This window comes from Spiroplasma endosymbiont of Polydrusus cervinus (genome assembly GCF_964019755.1).
Lineage (GTDB): Bacteria > Bacillota_I > Bacilli_A > Mycoplasmatales > Mycoplasmataceae > Spiroplasma.
The window spans coordinates 803,532-821,917 of the sequence record NZ_OZ026469.1 but is presented as its reverse complement, the minus strand read 5'-3'; the positions used below and the strand labels follow the sequence as shown (position 1 = coordinate 821,917).

General features: G+C 29.0%; 16 protein-coding genes, 1 tRNA gene and 2 pseudogenes. 15 read left to right on the top strand and 4 right to left on the bottom strand.

Going from position 1 to position 18,386, the window contains the following annotated elements; genetic code table 4:
- The first annotated feature begins 90 nt into the window (after positions 1–90).
- The 3 genes from uvrA to AACK78_RS05175 are packed head-to-tail and all read left to right on the top strand — an operon-like array spanning position 91 to position 4,746.
- Positions 91–2,928 (top strand): excinuclease ABC subunit UvrA, encoded by a 2,838-nt coding sequence (uvrA, locus tag AACK78_RS05185; RefSeq protein ID WP_338954877.1) that lies wholly within the window; start codon positions 91–93, stop codon positions 2,926–2,928.
- Between the two features lie 9 nt (positions 2,929–2,937).
- Positions 2,938–4,062 carry a bifunctional folylpolyglutamate synthase/dihydrofolate synthase gene (locus AACK78_RS05180; RefSeq protein ID WP_338954876.1) on the top strand — a complete coding sequence of 375 codons (1,125 nt, stop codon included), beginning with the start codon at positions 2,938–2,940 and terminating at the stop codon, positions 4,060–4,062.
- 3 nt (positions 4,063–4,065) lie between these two features.
- Entirely contained in the window at positions 4,066–4,746 is a 681-nt protein-coding gene (locus tag AACK78_RS05175; RefSeq protein WP_338954875.1) for a folate family ECF transporter S component, read from the top strand.
- 147 nt (positions 4,747–4,893) lie between these two features.
- Here the strand turns inward: AACK78_RS05175 and AACK78_RS05170 are convergent.
- Both AACK78_RS05170 and AACK78_RS05165 read right to left on the bottom strand, forming a co-directional pair.
- Positions 4,894–5,208: pseudogene (locus AACK78_RS05170) on the bottom strand (IS30 family transposase); the annotation flags it as partial.
- A 90-nt stretch (positions 5,209–5,298) separates the two neighbouring features.
- Positions 5,299–6,072: a hypothetical protein gene (locus tag AACK78_RS05165; protein WP_338954873.1), complete on the bottom strand. Its 774-nt coding sequence runs from the start codon at positions 6,070–6,072 to the stop codon at positions 5,299–5,301.
- A gap of 106 nt (positions 6,073–6,178) precedes the next feature.
- Between AACK78_RS05165 and AACK78_RS05160 the strand changes: the two genes are divergently transcribed.
- The 3 genes and pseudogenes from AACK78_RS05160 to AACK78_RS05155 all read left to right on the top strand — a co-directional run bounded on the left by AACK78_RS05160 (position 6,179) and on the right by AACK78_RS05155 (position 7,299).
- Entirely contained in the window at positions 6,179–6,442 is a 264-nt protein-coding gene (locus AACK78_RS05160) for a transposase family protein (RefSeq protein ID WP_338954390.1), read from the top strand.
- Positions 6,409–6,681: pseudogene (locus AACK78_RS07635) on the top strand (hypothetical protein); the annotation flags it as partial. The gene AACK78_RS05160 and the pseudogene AACK78_RS07635, both read left to right, overlap by 34 nt.
- Positions 6,682–6,702: 21 nt before the next feature.
- The gene (locus tag AACK78_RS05155) at positions 6,703–7,299 is read left to right on the top strand and encodes a DDE-type integrase/transposase/recombinase (protein WP_338954872.1); all 597 of its coding nucleotides are present in this window, start codon (positions 6,703–6,705) and stop codon (positions 7,297–7,299) included.
- A 185-nt stretch (positions 7,300–7,484) separates the two neighbouring features.
- Here the strand turns inward: AACK78_RS05155 and AACK78_RS05150 are convergent, their stop codons facing one another.
- Positions 7,485–7,646 carry a hypothetical protein gene (locus AACK78_RS05150; protein ID WP_338954870.1) on the bottom strand — a complete coding sequence of 54 codons (162 nt, stop codon included), beginning with the start codon at positions 7,644–7,646 and terminating at the stop codon, positions 7,485–7,487.
- A gap of 238 nt (positions 7,647–7,884) precedes the next feature.
- Between AACK78_RS05150 and AACK78_RS05145 the strand changes: the two genes are divergently transcribed.
- The 9 genes from AACK78_RS05145 (at position 7,885) to thrS (ending at position 17,460) form a co-directional block, all read left to right on the top strand.
- Positions 7,885–8,589 (top strand): ECF transporter S component, encoded by a 705-nt coding sequence (locus AACK78_RS05145; RefSeq protein ID WP_338954869.1) that lies wholly within the window; start codon positions 7,885–7,887, stop codon positions 8,587–8,589.
- Positions 8,590–8,648: 59 nt separating this feature from the next.
- Positions 8,649–8,725, top strand: a tRNA-Arg gene (locus AACK78_RS05140).
- A 241-nt stretch (positions 8,726–8,966) separates the two neighbouring features.
- Complete coding sequence (gene rpsB / locus AACK78_RS05135; RefSeq protein WP_338954867.1) at positions 8,967–10,055, top strand: 30S ribosomal protein S2; 1,089 nt, start codon at positions 8,967–8,969, stop codon at positions 10,053–10,055.
- 70 nt (positions 10,056–10,125) lie between these two features.
- Entirely contained in the window at positions 10,126–11,016 is an 891-nt protein-coding gene (gene tsf / locus AACK78_RS05130) for a translation elongation factor Ts (RefSeq protein ID WP_338954866.1), read from the top strand.
- A gap of 31 nt (positions 11,017–11,047) precedes the next feature.
- On the top strand, positions 11,048–11,671 hold the full coding sequence (locus AACK78_RS05125; RefSeq protein ID WP_338954865.1) for a hypothetical protein: 624 nt from the start codon (positions 11,048–11,050) through the stop codon (positions 11,669–11,671).
- A 228-nt stretch (positions 11,672–11,899) separates the two neighbouring features.
- Entirely contained in the window at positions 11,900–12,622 is a 723-nt protein-coding gene (locus AACK78_RS05120; RefSeq protein WP_338954864.1) for a spiralin lipoprotein, read from the top strand.
- Between the two features lie 185 nt (positions 12,623–12,807).
- A complete protein-coding gene (gene pfkA / locus AACK78_RS05115) occupies positions 12,808–13,791 on the top strand; it encodes a 6-phosphofructokinase (RefSeq protein WP_338954862.1) in 984 nt (327 codons plus the stop codon).
- 53 nt (positions 13,792–13,844) lie between these two features.
- The gene (gene pyk, locus AACK78_RS05110) at positions 13,845–15,281 is read left to right on the top strand and encodes a pyruvate kinase (protein WP_338954861.1); all 1,437 of its coding nucleotides are present in this window, start codon (positions 13,845–13,847) and stop codon (positions 15,279–15,281) included.
- A 259-nt stretch (positions 15,282–15,540) separates the two neighbouring features.
- Positions 15,541–17,460, top strand: a complete 1,920-nt coding sequence (gene thrS, locus AACK78_RS05105; RefSeq protein WP_338954860.1) for a threonine--tRNA ligase — start codon at positions 15,541–15,543, stop codon at positions 17,458–17,460.
- Between the two features lie 297 nt (positions 17,461–17,757).
- Here the strand turns inward: thrS and AACK78_RS05100 are convergent, their stop codons facing one another.
- Positions 17,758–18,303, bottom strand: coding sequence for a topoisomerase DNA-binding C4 zinc finger domain-containing protein (locus AACK78_RS05100; protein WP_338954859.1), 546 nt, complete (start codon positions 18,301–18,303; stop codon positions 17,758–17,760).
- Positions 18,304–18,386 lie beyond the last annotated feature (83 nt).

Genomic DNA, 18,386 nt, shown 5'->3' with positions numbered 1-18,386 from the left:
ATTTGCATAGTTTTGATGTATATTTTTTTTTAAGGATAATATTATTTTATGATGTTAATTTACTAAAGAAATAATTAAGAGGGTGAAAGAATGGGAAAAGATTGAATAGTTGTTAAAGGTGCACGGGAAAATAATTTAAAAAATATTGATGTTGAAATTCCAAAAGATAAGTTAGTTGTTTTTACTGGTTTATCAGGAAGTGGGAAATCATCATTAGCTTTTAGTACGATTTATGCGGAAGGTCGTCGTCGTTATATTGAAAGTTTATCAAGTTATGCTCGTCAATTTTTGGGGGGTAATGAAAAACCAGATGTTGATGCAATTGAAGGACTATCCCCAGCGATTTCGATTGATCAAAAGACAACTAGTCATAATCCTCGTAGTACCGTTGGAACAGTTACCGAAATTTATGATTACTTGCGATTATTATATGCTCGTGTTGGGACGCCATATTGTATTAACGGTCATGGGGTTATTAAGTCAGTAACAATTAAAGAAATAATAAATAATTTAAAACAACTTTTAAACGAAGGGGAAAAGTTTATGATTTTATCACCTGTTGTGCGTGATAAAAAAGGAAGTTTTAAAGATTTATTTGCTCGTTTAAAACAAGAAAGTTTTATTCGGGTAAAAGTTAATGATAAGATAAGAACTTTAGACGAGGAAAATGAGTTAGATAAAAATAAACGCCAAAATATTGATATTATTATTGACCGTTTGGTTTATAAAGATACCGAAGATTTATTGAGTCGAATTCACGATGCAATTGAAGTCGCTTTAAAATATGGTAATGCTTTAGTCAAAATTGATTTTATTGATCAAAAGAAAGAAATGCTTTTTTCAACTAATTATTCATGTAGTATTTGTGGTTTTGTAATTCCGGAATTAGAACCACGTTTATTTTCGTTTAACTCACCCGCGGGGGCTTGTAATGAATGTAAAGGATTAGGTGTAAAATTAGAAGTTGATGAGGATTTATTAATTCCTAATCGGTCATTGTCAATTTTACAAGGAGCCATTATTTATTTAAAAAATATTGTTAATACCACAAATATTGAATGACAAAAATTTAAGGTTTTAGCTAATCATTATCATATTATGTTAGAAGAGTCAGTTAGTGATTTAACAAAGGAACAGTTAGAATATTTAATTCGGGGTAGTGATGAACCAATTGAATATAATTTAAAAACAGTGAGTGGTAATATTATGCGGGGTTATGATTATATTGAAGGAATTGGCCAGTTAATTGAACGGCGTTATACGGAAACAACAAGTGAATCAGCGCGGGAATATTATAAGCAATTTATGACTGATAAAAAATGTGCAGCTTGTTTAGGGAAACGGTTAAATGAAATCCCGTTGTCGGTTAAGATTAATAATATTAGTATTTCGGAATTTACTGATTTGTCAGTTGAAGACGAATTAAAAGAAGTGTTAAATTTAAGTTTAACCGATTCCCAACAAGAAATTGCCCGCTTAATTATTAATGAATTAGTTAATCGTTTAGATTTTTTAAGCCGGGTTGGTTTAGGTTATTTAACATTGTCACGAAATGCGTCAACATTATCCGGGGGAGAAGCGCAACGGATTAGATTGGCAACCCAAATTGGGAGTCAGTTAACTGGCGTTCTGTATGTCTTAGATGAACCCTCAATTGGTTTACATCAACGTGATAATGACAAACTAATTGAAACCTTAAAAAGTTTGCGTGATTTAGGGAACACCTTAATTGTTGTTGAACATGATGAAGATACAATTCGGGCTAGTGACTATGTGATTGATATTGGCCCACGAGCAGGAATTAATGGTGGTGAAGTTGTTGCCGCGGGGAATATTGAAGATATTAAACAAAATCCTAATTCAATTACGGGGAAATATTTAACAGGAGAATTAACAATTGATGTTCCAAATAAACGTCGTGGTGGTAATGGTTTAGTCTTAGAACTTAAAGGTGCACGGGAAAATAATTTAAAAAATATTAATGTCACAATTCCTTTAAATAAATTTGTTTGTTTAACAGGAGTCTCTGGAAGTGGTAAGTCAACTTTAATGAATGAAATCTTATGAAAGGGTATTAAGAAAAATTTAGGTTTAGCAACCGAACGCCCAGGTGCACATGATAAAATTGTTGGAATTGATAATATTGATAAAGTAATTAATATTTCCCAAGATCCAATTGGGAAAACCCCACGCAGTAATCCTGCCACTTATACTTCAGTGTTTGATGATATTCGAGATTTATTTGCTAATACTAACGAAGCCAAAGCACGGGGTTATTTAAAAGGACGCTTTTCTTTTAATGTTCCGGGGGGGCGTTGTGAGAACTGTCAGGGTGATGGAATTATTAAAATTTCAATGCATTTTTTACCAACCGTTTATGTTGCTTGTGAAGTTTGTGAGGGGAAACGCTATAATGATGAAACATTATTAGTTAAATTTAAAGAGAAAAATATTTACGATGTGTTAGAAATGACCGTTGACCAGGCTTGTGAATTTTTTGCAGCGCAACCAAAAATTAATCAGAAGTTAGCAACAATGCAAGAAGTTGGTTTGGGCTATATTAAATTGGGACAATCAGCAACCGAACTATCTGGTGGAGAAGCGCAACGGGTTAAATTATCAACTTTCTTACTTAAACGAACAACAGGAAAAACGTTATTTTTATTGGATGAACCAACAACAGGGTTACATGTTGATGATGTTAAAAGACTATTAGTTGTTTTAAATAAAATTGTTGATAATGGTGATACTGTTATTACAATTGAGCATAACTTAGATGTTATTAAGATGGCGGATTATATTATTGATTTAGGACCAGAAGGTGGTATTGGCGGTGGAACTGTTGTTGCAACTGGGGCACCAGAAGAAATTGTTTTAAAAAGTGATATCAGTTATACGGCCCAATATTTAAAACCATTATTAAAATAAGGTTCTGCAATGGATGTTAAAAAGAAAATTTTTAAAGCAACGTTATTTCAAAAAAAATATAATTTAGCAATATTATTAACAGAAAAATATGCTAATGCCCAAAATAACATTAAAGTTATTACTGTTATTGGGACAAATGGGAAAGGATCAGTTTCAAATTACTTACAGCGGCAATTAATGTTAAATTATCACCGCGTTGGTCTTTTTACTTCCCCCGCTTTTTTAAGTCATAATGAGCGGATTAAAATTAATAACAAAATTATTAGTGATAAGGATTTAAAACGAATTATCAAAGCAATTAAACCCGAAATTAAGAAATATCAATTAACCTTTTTTGAAATTTGGGTTTTAATTTGCATTAAGTATTTTTTAGAACAAAAAATTGAGATTGCCGTTATTGAAGCGGGAATTGGTGGGGCCTTAGATGCGACTAATGTTTTTAATAACCAACTAGCTGTTTTATTAACCTCAATTGGTTATGAACATACCGAAGTATTAGGAAATAATTTGGAAAGTATTATTCAAAATAAAGTTGGGATTATGAAAAATAATTGCAACCTTTTTATTAGTGCAAGTTGTAAAAAGAATTTTCCATTAATTGCAAAATATCTTGATTCGGATAGAATTATTACAAGCGAAGTTTACCCGCAAGCAATCAACTATTATCAAGAGTTTAATGTTGGTCTAGTGATTAAATTTTTAAAGATCTTTAATTTGAAAATTAATTATGAGCTTTTTAAAGTAAACCCTGTTTTAGGACGCTTTACACAATTAAGTAAAAATCCATATTTCATTATTGATGGAGCGCATAATCCTGAAGGAATTGGGGCTTGTATTCATACTTTTGAAATGTTACATAATTTGAACCCCAATGAAGTGCTAGTGTTATATGCTTCATCCCAAAAAAAAGATTATATGCAGAATTTAACATTATTAAAAGAACATTTTGGAAATAATTTATATATTACTGAATTTCATCATCCAATGACATGAAAGATTAATAATATTAAGATGGGGAATAAGGTTAAAAATTGGAAAAAATTATTATTACAAAATAAAACAAAGAATATTTTAGTTTGTGGGTCGCTGTATTTTATTCCGTTAGTTTATCAGTTTTATTTAGAAAGGGTGTAGGAAATGTTATATTTATTAACAAATATTGGAGCTTGAATAGGAGCTGCAATTTTATTTGGAATTGGGTTTTTATTAGATTATAAAAATTTAAAAAAAATTAATATTTTAACAATTACTATTACTAGTTTATTAATTGCTTTATCAGTTATTTTAACGAATTTAATTGGTTATACAATTCCAATTATCGGAGAGATTAAGTTAGCCTTAGGTAACTTCTTAATTTTTGTAACTGGAATGTTACTTGGACCTTTTTTTGGGGTTTTAAGTGGGATTGCTACTGATACTTTAGGAGCTTTAGTTAATATTTCTGGAATGTATCATGGCGGTTTTGCTTTTAATCTTGCTTTTTATGGTTTTCTGGGAAGTATGGTGTTTCTTTTCAAAAGTGAAAAATTATGAATTATGAAAACAATTATTTTATATATAATTGCTTTTGTCGTAATTTCATTTGGTCTGAATGTGTTATGATTATATTCAATTGGTTGAAACCAAGTTATTTTAGGGGCAACTTTTATTGCCAAAGCAATTAAGTTTCCAATTCAAATGGTAATTTATTTACCAATGATAATTTCTAGTTTTACTATTTTATACAAATTAATTACCGCTCGTCATAGTATTACGTTATGATGTATGCAAAAAGGAGACTTAATATTAACCCCTGTAAATTGTAAAACTAAATCATAAAAAGTTAATAAAATTATAACAAATTAAAAATAAAAAACAATAATTACAAAAAATATTAAATTAAAAATATTGTTTTTAATATTTATTTTTAAAATTAAAATTAAACACAACAAAAAATAAATTTTACTAATCTTAACAAATACTAATTTAATTTAAAAAAATTTTTTTAAAATATTGTCTTGATGTAAAATTTTCCAAGCAAGGTCTAATTGTGGTATTTAATATATCTAAAATAGATTTTAATCTACTACGAATATTAATTAATGGCTCATTTTGACCCAATCAACGCCTTATATCTCTATTTATTCTTTCTACTAATGCTTTCTGGCGAAGTTTACCAGGATCACAAAAATAAACTCTTATTTTAAAATGTTTTTCTATTGTTTTTCATCTATAAAATTCTTTTTCTCTATCGGTTAAAATACAACTAAATTTACTAATACCAATTTGTTTAATCATTTTGGCGTCCTGTGCGATGAACCGGCAAAAAACAATTCTTGTGTGATGGAACGATACCCAAAAAGTAGACATAAAATAAAAAACATTTGGTATTTACAATTTACACGTATTTAAAATTAACTTTGGTTTATCATCTCTTATTAATGAAATAAATGCTTTTCCATTAAAAGTTATGTTATTATCTTCATTGATAATAATTTTATTTGGCAATAAATTATATTTTTGTAATATTTGCATTGCTTCTTTAATTGATAATGTAACTATTTGCTCTTCATTATTATCATTAATTATTTTGGCAGTAATAGTTCCGGTAATTTTTTGTTTTAAATTTAATATAGATTCATATTTTCTTTCTCTGACTGAATAAACAATTGTTGATTTTTCATGGGGAGCAAGCTCTATTTCAGCTTCTGGATCATTAAATGGATATAAAATAATTTCTTGTTCTTGTTTATTTGTGTTTGATAAATCAAAATTATTTGATAAAGTATGTGTTTTTATTTCATCTCGATAATTAATATTTACAAAGTCTACTAATTTATTTTCATCATCCATATTTAAAATTCAGCTATTTTTTGTATTATCTTGCCCATTTTTATTTATTCCTTTTGTAACTTGAAACATAAATTTTGATTTCTGATTATATTCACATTTAGGTATTAAAAGTATTTTTTTAATTGAAGAATTGTTTTTGCGTTCTTTTATAGTAAAACAAACACTTTTATAATTAACACCCCAATTTAAATCTTCGTTTCTTTTTGCTTCAATATTTCCAAAATTTAAATTATTAGTATTAATATAATTTATTTTCTTAAATTTTAAATTGGGATTCTCATCTCGAAATTTAAAAATATAGACTGCACCCAAAAAAGTAAGTAAAGAAAAAAAGTCTTTGCTAAACTTTAGACTGCACCCAAAAAAGTAAGTAAAGAAAAAAAGTCTTTGCTAAACTTTAAAGGAGGTGCATTTTTATATGGCAAGAAAAGGACAAAAATTTAATAAATATACAGCATATTTTCGAAAAATGATAGTACAAGAGGTTAAAAATAATAGTATAAGTTTTATTGCAAAAAAATATCAAATTAATAAAAAAACTGTTGCTTCATGGTATGAAAATTTTAAGAAAGGAATTTTAAACACCAATAAAGGTCCAAAAGAATCATTTGAAAAAAGAGATTTAAACTATTACAAAGTTAGGTATGAATTACTAAAAAAGCTTCATGACTTTTACAATTAAATAAAAGAAAAATTGTATCTTTTATCAAAGAAAACATTAATAAATATCCACTAAATTTATTACTTGATATAACAGATTTAAAGCGTAGTTATTGAGATAAATATAAAAATTATTCAAGTAATGGTAAGGATAGCGAATCATTAAAAAATATTGTAAAAGTCTATGAAGAAAATTTAAAACAATTTGGTTATCGTCGAATTACCAAATATTTAAAAGAAGATTATGGCATTATTTATAATGCTAAGAAAGTATTGCGAATTATGAAAGAAAATAATATTCAAGCTGAATATGTAAAGCGTATGCGTAGAAAAATATTAATAAAACAAAATAGAAATAAAAATATAATTAAATATCCTGATTTAGTAAATCGTAATTTTAATGATATTAAAGAAAGATTTTCAATTTTATTTACTGATGTAACTTATTTAATTTGAAATGGTAAAAAACATTATCAATCAACAATACTTGATGGATATACTAAAGAAATTATTGATGTAAAATGATCAAAATTTAATAATAACAAACTTGTAATTGATAATTTAAATGATGCAATTAATAAAATTAAAAAAATAAAAAAAGATTTAAATAAAATAATAATTCATTCAGATCACGGATATCAATATACATCTAAAGATTACAATAGTACGTGTTTAGATAACAAAATTATAATTTCAATGGGTAAAAATTATCATTGTGCAGACAACATTATTATTGATAGTTTTCATTCATTACTTAAAAAAGGAACAATCCATAATAAAAATTATAAATCTTATAATGAATATATTAATGATGTTAAAAAATGAAATAAATGATATTCAAACCAAAAAGAAAAATATATAATAAATGAAAGTTTGTAAACCTTTTTATTAATACTTACTAAACAGGGTGCAGTCTAATAATGCTTTTTTAATTAATTTATTTAAATTAACAATTTTATTTTGTTGATTAATTATATAATATATTTTATTATTTTTAGAAAAATATTTATTATTATTATTTTTTTCTTTTACTATAGCTGAATTATTTGTTTTGTTAATAATTTCTAATTGTGAAATATCTCTAATTCAGGATTTAAATAATTTAATTCATTTAAAATTACACTATCAAAATTATTATTAATTTGTCCTAAATTATAATAATTAGGATCATATTCATATACATTACAATCTCGTGAACCAAAATAAAGTTTATTATTTAAAACCACCCCTGAAGATCAAAAAAATTCCGCTTTTTTGTTTTAATAACAACTTTTTGTTGTTTTGTTATTGGATCATATTCATAAACATTATTATCTCCTGAACCAAAATATAATTTATTGTTGAAAACTACACCAGAAGAAGCAATTTAACCATTCGTTTTAATAATAACTTTTTATGATTTATTTTTACAGTATACACTTTGCTATATTTTAAAAATAATTTATAATTAAATAAGGTGATAATATGCAAACAAAATTAAAAAATTTATTGTACTTAGATACAAAAAGAGTTGCAGCAATGGCAATTGTTGTTGCTTTGTATGTGTTATTGTCATGACTAAGTAAAGTATTAAATTTAGCAGTTTTTCCAGTTGCGCCATTTTTAAAAATTGAATTAACTGATTTTTTAATGTTATTAGCTGTTCGTTTGTTTGATATTATTTATGCTTCTTTTTTAACAATTAGTGTGAGTTGATTACGAATGCTTTATTTGGGGGATAGTCCAATTGATGCATTTGCTCTAATGTTAGCAGATTTAATTTTTTTATTTATTTTTTTATTAGGAGATATCTTTGTTCGCAGGGGGATTAATCGTTTGATTAAAGATGGTGCTTCAAAGAAAATTGATTATTTAATTACAACAATTAATGTTACTATCGCAACAATTGTGGTGTCATTTTTAATGACTTTATTTAATTGATTATTTATTTATGATATGTATGCTCATTTCTTGCATTTTCCAAGTGAGACAGTGCAATGATTTAAAAGTATTTTAGTTCCAGTAGTTATTCCTTTTAATTTATTGAAATTTAGTTTTAATAGTGCTGTTTTTATTTCAATTTATCGGGCAGTAATCCATCTTCAAAATCAATTTGTTATTATAAGATCAACAAAAAAAACAAAAGAAGAATTACATGATTACAATATTATTGATGAAATTTATTTTTAAAAAAGCAAACTTATTTTCTTGAAAATAGACTTTAATTTGTGTTATTATTCTTATGGTATGCCCACGTAGCTCAGTAGGAGAGAGCATGCGCCTTCTAAGCGTAGGGTCGGGAGTTCGAATCTCTTCGTGGGCGCCATTTTTTAAATTGTAATTAAGTATTTAATTTTATTAACTTTTTATGATTTAGTTTTACATTATACACTTGTTTAAAACAAAGTATGTTATAATTTTGATGCTTGATGCTTGTACTCAATAAAATTAATGGTATACAATACACATTTATGGATTCATTTGCCCAGTGCTATTTATTTTAATAAGATAGTGGTAAATGTTAGAAATAAGTGGATGTTTAACGAAAAGGAGAATTAAATAAAAAGATGGCAAAAGAATTAACAAGAGAAATGTTATGAGAAGCTGGTGCTCAATTTGGGCATCAAACAAAAAGATGAAATCCCAAAATGAAACCATATATTTATGGGGAAAAGAATAAGATTCATATTATTGATTTACAACAAACATTATGAAGATTAGAAGATGTTAAAAAATTAATGGCAAATATTGCTGCTCGTAAAGGAAAAATTTTATTTGTTGGAACAAAAAAACAAGCAAAATGAATTATTAAAGATGCAGCAGAACATTCTGAATGTTTTTATGTTAATCAACGTTGATTAGGAGGAACCCTAACAAATTTAAAAACAATTCATTTACGTGTTAAACATTTATGAAATATTGAACGCCAAGAAAAAAATGGTGAATTAAAATTATTACCAAAAAAAGAGCAAATGTTAATTAAAAAAGAAAAAGAAAAATTACAAAAATTCTTAGGTGGAATTAAAGGAATGAAAGAATTACCACAAGCATTGTTTGTGGTTGATCCAAAAGAGGAACATATTGCTGTTCGTGAAGCCCGTAAATTACGAATCCCAGTTATTGCGATTTGTGATACAAATGTGGATCCCGATCCAATTGACTATATCATTCCCGCAAATGATGATACTTCTCGTTCAATTGCGATTATTACCCATCATATTGTTGACTTATATGGTGATGCTATGGGAATTAAAATTCCAGAATCGCAATTTAAACCAAATGAATTTATGTGTCATGATGGCGAAGAAAATCGTCATTCTCCCCGTGCCCGTGGTGGTCAATATGATAATCGCAGAATGGGTGGAAAATATGAACGCGGAAAAGACCAACAATATAGCTCTACACATCGCCAAAGTTATCCAGCCAAAAAAGCAACTGTAGCCCCAAAAGCGGCCCCAATTTCCCCAACAACTTTTAATTTAGAAACAATTAGTGTTGTGGATAATGATTTAGAAAAGACTTTAGCAAAATTAAAAGTTGATGAATTAGAAACCCTTGGTGAAAATTTTGCTTTACCAAAGGCCAAAAAAGCAGAAATGATTAGTGAATTAAGTAAACATTTAGCAATTATTGATAACAAGATTGTAAAAAAATAACCGACAAAGCAAATTGTATTAACTGGTTAGTTTCAATACAAGCACCCTTAAATTTGAAAGGAGAATCAGTATGACAGTTACTGCACAATTAGTAAAAGAATTAAGAGATCGAACAGGAGCCGGAATGCTAGATTGTAAAAAAGCATTAGAAGCTACTGAAGGTAATATCGAAGAAGCTATTACATGGTTACGTGAGAAAGGAATTACCAAAGCAGCGAAAAAATATGATCGGATTGCTGCTGAAGGATTAGTTGGTTTAATAACCAAAGGAGATAAAACAGTTATTTTTGAAGTTAATTCAGAAACTGATTTTGTTGCCAAAAATAAACAATTTTTAGATTTAATGGCTACTGTAGGGGAAGCATTAATTACACATGAACCAAAAACGGTTGAAGAAGCATTAAAAATAGTTGTTGATGGCGAACCATTAGAAACAGTTATTGTGCATGCTATTGCCACAATTGGCGAAAAGATTACGCTTAGTCGATTTAAAAAACGGCATTTAAAAGCCGATCAATCAATGGGCGTTTATTTACATTCAAATAATCGCAATGCAACGGTGTTAATTTTTAATGGAAAAATTGATGAAACAATTGGTAAACAATTGGCAATGCATGTTTCGGCAATGCGACCACAATTTATTTCTCGCGATGATATTTCTGCTGATTTTTTAAATAGTGAAAAAGCAATTTTAACCGCTGAGGCGAAAAATGATCCCAAAAATGCGGGGAAACCAGATAATATTTTAGAAAAAATGGTCGAAGGACGGTTAAACAAACAATTAGCTGAAATATCGTTTTTAGACCAAGTTTTTGTTGTTAATCCTGATCAAAAAATTGGGGATGTTATCAAAACAAATAATGTTACTGTTGTTGATATGATCCGATATGAAGTTGGCGAAGGGATTGAAAAAGCAGAAATTGATTTTGCTTCTGAAGTAATGGCCCAAGTTCGTAAGTAAGAATGATAATGATGGAAAGGAGGGCATAATAATGGATAATGCTGAAAGAGGGATAATAATTGCCCTTTCAATGGCAACCTTTTTATTTGCTGCTGTTGGTTTATCAATTATTGGTTATTTAATTAGCTTTACAAAACGAGAATTTAAAGTTCGCTTTATTAATAAAAAGATTTTAATTATTTTATTTCCTATTTTAGGGGCTAATTTACCAGTTGTTATTATTGGTTTTTTTTTACAATTTGGAATTAAGGTATCATCAGATGTACCGTTAATTATCGTGATTGTGCTTGCTTTTGCTTTAACTGTTGGAGTTGGAATTTATATTTTCTTATTCTTACAATTAATTGCAATTGGAATTGACAAAAAAGAAATTACCTTTTTAGGAGAACGAATTTTAATTCGTAAAATTACTCGTGTTGAACGCAATGATAAAACAAATCAATTAGTAATTTATTATACCGAAGGAAGCCGTAGTAAGAAAAAAACTCGTTTTTCATTGGCAAGTCAAGCAGGGCAATTTATGGTTAATAATGTTGATTTATTAAATCAAGAAATTATGATGTTTGTTCCAAATCAACCGGATCCAACAGTAGAAACTGTTGATCGAACAGCACCAGAAGCAGTTGAAAAAAATGCACCAGAAAAAAAAGATTAAGCAATTTCGTTTGGAAAATATTTTTTTTGAGAAATATTTATTGTTTTTTGGAAAGAAATATTGTACACTTGTTTCTATAAGAGAAAGAAAATTTCAAAATATAAATTATATAAAAGTAGGATTAGAAGCAAATAATTATTAATGTTATTTTTCTCTTATATATTTAATGTAATTTTTAATTACATTTGCTTTATCAAAACACTACTTATCAGAAAGGAAATATAAGAAATGAAGAAACTTTTAGCATTCTTAGGAGCTTTTGGAATGTCAGCATTTGCGACAACACCTTTAGTAGCATGTAAAAAAACTGAAAGTAACAACTTATCAAGAGTTAAAACAATTGCAGCACCTGCGAGTGTAACAGCATCAAATGAAGAGCAAGTTACAGTTGAAAAAGTTAAAGCAGCATTAAAGGACAATGTTTTAAAAGCTGTTCAAGGTGTTGTTAAAACTACAACAAGTACTGATTTTGATTTTGATGTTTACAAAGATAGCAATGGGACAAAATATGAACCAGTTAACTTAAAAACTGCAGCACAACCTGTTTTTGTTCAAATTACTTCAGCTAAAGATAAAACAGTTGTAATTGGTAAATCAGGATACATTAAAGTAACTTTACCAAAAGCTGGCACAGTAACAAAAGCAAACATTAGAGATGTAATAGTCGCTGCGCAAGAAGTAAAAATTAAAGTTGAAACACCCACTAGTGTTACAAAAAGAAAATTAGAAGCAGTTAATATTGATACAGGACTTGCAAATGCAGTTTTAAATGCATTGCGAGAAAAAGTTGCCGGTGTAACTGCTGACGAATATACAATTACTAATGATGGTACCGAAGGCAACTATACAGCAGCAAAAGACGTTAATGTAACTGTTGAAGCAAAAGAAAGTTCAGTAAACATTACTGGCAAATTTACCTTTACAGCAAAAGTAACAGCTGAAATTAAGTAATAAAAAATAGTTAAAGATTATTATTTCTTATTTATGCCAGATTTAAATTAAAATAAAAAAAACACTTATTAGTGTTTTTTTTATTTTTATTTTTTTTCGGGCAAAAAAAATCTTTATAATCTTAGAATATCAACTAAAATTAATATAAACAAGATGAAACAAAACAAAAGAGAAGGAGAAAAAGCATGCTTAAAAAAATTGGAATTTTAACATCTGGTGGTGATTCACAAGGAATGAATGCAGCGATTGCTGGCGTTATTAAAACAGCTCATGCCAAAGGATTAGAGACATATATTATTCGTGATGGTTATTTAGGTTTAATTAATAATTGAATGGAAGTTGTTGATAATAACTTTGCGGATAGTATTATGCGCTTAGGCGGGACAGTAATTGGGAGCGTACGTTTACCTGAATTTAAAGAACCAAAGGTTCGTGAAAAAGCAGTTGCTAATTTGAAAAAGCAAGGAATTGAAGTATTAGTTGTTATTGGTGGGGATGGTAGTTATAAAGGAGCTCAACGGTTAACTGAAATGGGAATTAATTGTGTTGCTTTACCAGGAACAATTGATAATGATATTACTTCATCGGATTATACAATTGGTTTTGATACAGCCATTAATATTGTTTTGGAAGCCATTGATCGTTTACGTGATACAATTCAGTCACATAACCGTTGTGCAATTGTCGAAGTTATGGGTCATGCTTGTGGTGATATTGCTTTATATGCGGGTATTGCTGGAGGAGCAGATATTATTTCAATTAATGAAGCTGCTTTATCGGAAGCAGAAATTGCGGAGCGCGTGGCGGCTTTACATCAAGCCCAAAAACGAAGTGTCATTGTTGTTGTTAGCGAAATGATTTATCCTGATGTCGACAAATTAGCAAAATTAGTCGAAAGTAAAAGTGGCTATGTGACGCGTGCGACAATCTTAGGGCACATCCAACGCGGTGGCAATCCAACGGCAATGGAACGTTATCGTGCTTTTCAAATGGCCCAATTTGCTGTTGAACAAATTATTTCCGGGAATGGTGGTTTAGCAATTGGTAACCAAGGTGATCAAATTGTAGCGCGACCAATTATGGAAGCGTTAAGTATTTCACGGACATCACGGAAAGAAATTTTAGCTAAATTTGATGAATTAAATCAGAATATTTATCAAAAATCATAATTTTGCGATAAAATAAGGTTGTAAGATATTTTTAGAAGGAGATTGTCAAAAGAATGGATAACTTTAATATTAATGAAAAAATGAAGAGAACGAAAATTATTACAACGATTGGGCCAAGTACGCATTCAGCGGGGGCCATTGAAGAATTGTTTAAAGCGGGAATGACAACAATTCGATTAAATTTTTCGCATGGAGATCATGCTGAGCAAGGAGCACGAATTGTATGAGCCCGCGAAGTTAGTGCTAAAATTGGAAAACCAATTTCAGTTTTATTAGATACGAAGGGACCAGAAATTCGTGTTGGGAAAATGAAAGATGGGAAACAAGAAATTATCGCTGGGGCAACAGTTACAATTTATTCATTACCAGCAGAATATCAAAACCGTCAAGGAACAGGAACAGAAATGACTGTTTCATATGATATGTCACAAGATTTAAAAGCGGGTGATGTTGTGTTAGTTGATGATGGGAAGTTACAATTAAATGTTACGGTAATTAAACCTGGCATTATTGAAACAAAAGCTTTTAACCATCACATTGTTAAAACAAATAAACGGATTAATTTACCAGGAGTTGATTTTACATTACCATTTTTAGCGGAAAAAGATGTTGAGGATATTAAATTTGGGGTTGAACAAGGGATCGATTATATTGCTGCATCATTTGTTAATACTGTGGATAATATTAAACAAATTCGCAAATTATTAAAAGAATGTAAAGCGGAACATGTTCAAATTATTGCTAAAATTGAATCACAAATTGGAATTAATAATATTGATGAAATTATTGCCGCAGCAGATGGAATTATGGTTGCGCGTGGTGATTTAGGATTAGAAATCCCATATTATGATGTCCCATATTGAGAAAAAATTATTATTCGTAAATGTCGCGAAGCAGGGAAAATTGTTATTGTCGCAACGCAAATGTTAGAAACAATGACTGAAAATCCATCACCAACAAGAGCAGAAGTAACTGATGTTTACTTTGCATCAGAATTAGGTTCTGATGCAACAATGTTATCGGGAGAATCAGCTAATGGAGACTATCCGTTTATTACGGTGCAAACGATGGCAATGATTAATAAACGAGCTGAACATGAATTTTATTCAAAATTATACTACGAAAAACAATTAGAAGATGCTATGAATTCAACAACGGGACCCCGTGCTGATATTGCCAAAAAATTAGCAAATAAATGTAAAGATGGGAAATATGAATATGCCGTGGTTGTTTCAAACACTGGGGAATTATTAAAAACAATTTCAAAATTCCGACCAAATGTAATTATTTTAGGAGTTAGTCTGTTGCCAGAATTATATACGGCATTTGGATCATGACATTCAATTTTTATGAATAAAGTTGAAAATTATGAGGAATTTAAAACTGACGAAAAAGAAATTTGTGAAATTGCTAAAAAATGAGGAGCAAAAATTGGTTCAACAATCTTATTTGCTCGCAACGAAGAAATTAAAGAAATTACAATTAAATAATAAATAATTAAACTAGTTACCCAAGGTTTAATCTCTTCTCTTTTCGCAGCAAGTTAAGAATGATGAAAGCTTAATAAAAGAGCGATTAGATTACTAGTAACAACTAAGTTTACGCTTAAGCATTTTTCATTATTAAGTGTGAAAGATAAATTAGGTTAAAACCTAATTTAATTAGGATGGTACCGCGTAGAACTCGTTCCTATTATTATTTTGATAATATTGGGAACGAGTTTTTACTTTTAAGAAAGGAAGATCACAAATGATTAAAATTACATTATCTAATGGTCAAGTTCGTGAATTTAAAACTGCCCAAACAATTCAGGCGATTGTAACTAGCATTGCCCCAAGCTTAGGGAAGGTTGCCCTTGGTGGTGTTTTTGCCGGGCAAGTGCAAGGGTTAGATTATTTAGTCACAACAGACGGGACATTAGAAATTATTACTAACAAATCACCATTAGCCTTATCAATCATTCATTATACAACAGCTTTAGTCGCGGCGAAAGCAATTACTAATTTATATCTATCCGCCAAAATTGCTAAAATTGCGGTGCAAGATGATGCCTTTTTTGTGGATTTTGATGTTGAGCCACATTTGAAAGAAACCGACCTTGCCGTTGTCGAACAAGAAATTATAAAATTAATTAATAGTAATCTTGCTATTAAACCTGTTTTAGGGCCCTTAGCGATAGTAAAAAAATGATATAAGGATAATCCATATTTATTAGCCATTAGTGCGGAACAAGGCCCCGAACAAGCGGGATATTGCCTTAATAATACCTTATATTTACCAAATACTTATCCAGTTGCCCCTTTAAAACAAATTAAAGTCTTAAAACTGTGAAGTTTAGCTGGCGCATACTGACAAGACAATGTGAAAAATAAAATGTTGCAACGGTTAACTGGTAGTTCTTATTTTTCACAAGAATTATTTGAACAAGTATTATTAGCTTATGAAGAACGCAAAGACCGTGATCATCGTAAAATTGGTAAAGATTTAGAAATCTTTACCTTTGATAAACTTGTTGGGCCAGGGTTACCAATTTGATTACCAAATGGAATGGCCTTAAAAAAAGTCTTGCAAGAATATATTCGCGATAAAGAATGAGAATATGATTTTATTGAAGTTGATACACCCGTAATTGGAACTAGTGAAATGTATAAAATTTCAGGGCATTGAGATCATTATCAAGAAAATATGTTTACCCCAATGGCCCAAGATAATGAAATTAGCGTTTTACGCCCAATGGCTTGTCCGCATCATATTGCTGTTTACAATTATAAACAACGAAGTTATCGTGAGTTACCCTTGCGGATTGCTGAGCATGCAATTTTACATCGCTATGAAACATCAGGTAGTTTAACTGGTTTAGAACGAGTACGAATGATGCAATTAACTGATTCGCATATCTTTTTACGCCATGATCAGTTAAAAGAAGAATTTAAACGTTGTTTTAAGTTAATTAATGAAGTTTTAACTGATTTAAAAATTACGGTGGATTACTATTCATTATCACTTCGTGATTCGGCAAATAAGGAAAAATATTATTATGATGATAATGAAATGTGAAATCATGCTGAACAAATGTTACAAGAAGCGTTAGATGATTTAAAAATTAAATATGTGCCAATGATTGGGGAAGCTGCTTTCTATGGTCCAAAGTTAGATATTCAAATTAAAACAGTATTAAACCATGAAATTACGGTATCAACATTACAATTTGATTTTCTCTTACCAAAAAAATTTAATTTAAGTTATATTGAAGTAACAGGGGTCAAAGCAAGACCAGTGATGCTTCACCGTGGCTTAATTGGAACTTATGAACGATTTATTGCCATTTTATTAGAGCAAACAAAAGGGGTTTTACCATTTTGATTAGCCCCAAAACAAATTGTCTTAATGCCAGTTAATAATGAGCGTCATTTAGCTTATGTTAATAAATTGCAGCAACAATTTAAAAAGTTAAAACTACGAACAATGATTGATGATCGTGATGAGCGTTTAAGTTATAAAATTCGCGAAGCACAAGTTGCCAAAATCCCATATCAAATTGTTATTGGTGATCAAGAAAATGATAAAAAAATGATTACTTACCGAGTTTATGGTCAAGAAGAACAAATTACAACTAGTTTTGATCAATTTATTATTTTAATTAATGACCAAATTGTGAATAAAGTGTAAATTGTAAATACCAAATCATAAAAAGTTAGGTCGCATAAAAAATATTGGGGTTTTGGAAAAAATCGGAAATTGAATAAAAATAATAATTAAACCATTTTAGTAAATGGTTTTTTTTATTTGTAAAACCAAAATTATTAATTGATTCAGAGAAAGGACAACTCCTTAAATTCTTAAAATAGAAACTTTTTGGTTGGATAAATTATTTTGGGGTTTTAATTAATATCACATAATATTTGATAAAATAGTTAAATTATTATTATATTAATTTATATCAATATTTTTATAATCCAATCTTTTTTATACGGCCAAATTAATTCGATACAATCCGTTATTTTCACTGTTATTTTCTTCTTGTTCTGTTTTCTCTTCTTTATATGAATCGGTATAATGACAATTTGGATAGTTAGTACAAGATTTAAAGCACTGACGTCTTTTATTAAATTTTAAAATAATCTCCCCAACCCCACATTCAGGACAAGGTCCAAACTTAGGTCCAGTTTGATGAATATAACGACATTTTGGAAATCCTGAGCAAGCAATAAATTTCCCATATTTTCCATAACGATAAACTAAATCATTTCCATATTCAAGACATTCAATCCCACCTTTTTCAACGGGAATTTCTTCCATTAATTCCATTGCTGCTTTAATTGCTTTATTTTCTACAATAATATAACCACGATCTTTTAATGTTCGCATAATTGGCGTATAAGTTGATGGTCGTCCAACCCCTATTTCTTCTAACGTTTTAATTAATTTAGCTTCCGAATAACGACTTGGGGGTTTAATGAAATGTTGAATCCCAAATAATTCATTAAATGTAAATTGTAAATACCAAATCATAAAAAGTTAACTAAATTAATAGTTAACTTTTTATGATTTGGTATTTACAATTTACATATTTTATTTAGTAAAAAGGGAAGAAA